Annotated in this window: 1 protein-coding gene; it reads right to left on the bottom strand. The window is 60.3% G+C overall.

The window, feature by feature from the left end:
- Positions 1-100: 100 nt before the first annotated feature.
- Complete coding sequence (locus BSP109_RS16705) at positions 101-934, bottom strand: type ISP restriction/modification enzyme (RefSeq protein ID WP_180959812.1); 834 nt, start codon at positions 932-934, stop codon at positions 101-103.
- Positions 935-1,149: the final 215 nt, after the last annotated feature.

Below are 1,149 nucleotides of genomic sequence, written 5' to 3'. Positions count from 1 at the left end.
GGACGCCTCGAGCATCTGCGGGGCATTGGTCTGGGCTTCAGGAACTTCGAGCACTACGTGCTGCGCTGTCTGCTCCACTCCGGGCAGCTATCGGCCCGGGTCAACGCACTCTGAAACCGGAAGAGCCCGGAATGCCCACCAGCGTCAGGTGCTCGTTCACGACGATCCGCGTGCGGTCCTTGACTCGGGCCGTCCCGCCCCAGCGCATCTTGACCACTTCCAGCGCCGAGGCCGCAGCAGGATCCGCTCCCAAGCTCCACTCCTCGTGGAGCGTGAACGGAGTGACGTCTTCGTAGCCGATGTGCAGTTCGAAGAGCTCGCGTCCAGCGCGCTCGAAGGCGTAGAAATCGTCGGCACTGTCCGGTAGCGGGAGCCGCGGCAGCTGCCGTTTCAGGTCGGCCGCGAACGTGGTGCGGTACTGCTCCGAGTGAAGGAGCGCATAGATCGACGCGAAGATCTCATCCTTCGTCACCTGTTCCCCGAACGCAGTCTGGTAGCGCGTGAGTGCGTCATCGGAAACATTGTCGATGCGACGGTAGCCGTCGACAATAGGCTCATCGGTCGAGCCGATCGCGAGCTCGCCGTCGTCGACGGGCTCGTAGGTATAGCGGGAGAAGAACTGGCCCGAATCAAGCAGGTGCAGATTCGGGATAGAGTCGACTGCAATGACTGAGAAATCGTGATGAGAGCTCACTCCGGTAACCAAGAATCCAAAATTCGCGTGCGCCGCGGTCGGAAACAGATCCGGAATCCTCCCTTGCCGCTCGTTAAAAGTTTTGGAGAACCCAACAACCTGAGCATTGAACGGACGATAGCTCGATCCCCTAATGGTATCACTCGACACGTTCTCATGCTGAGTACGCAATAGACTCCGCTTGAGTCCGGCCGACCAAGAGATCCGAGAGGAGTCAGACCATTCAGGAGCCTGCCGCAACCAATCCTCTACTCCTCCTCTCGATCCCCGAGTGGCCGCAAATTCCGACGCATAAACGCGGTACTCGTCCCGAGCTGCCTTTAGATTTAAGGGGTATCCATCTTGATGCCGATGGACGGGGCCGGTCTGCCGGGTAGGGTCGGGTGACGTAAGGGCCCCCGCGCTGCGTCAACAGCCGGGGGCATGGACTACACCGTCAAGGGGTGTATGTCGTG

The sequence above is a fragment of the Brevibacterium sp. Mu109 genome, assembly GCF_900169375.1.
Lineage (GTDB): Bacteria > Actinomycetota > Actinomycetes > Actinomycetales > Brevibacteriaceae > Brevibacterium > Brevibacterium yomogidense_A.
This window is presented reverse-complemented; position numbering and strand designations above follow the sequence as displayed.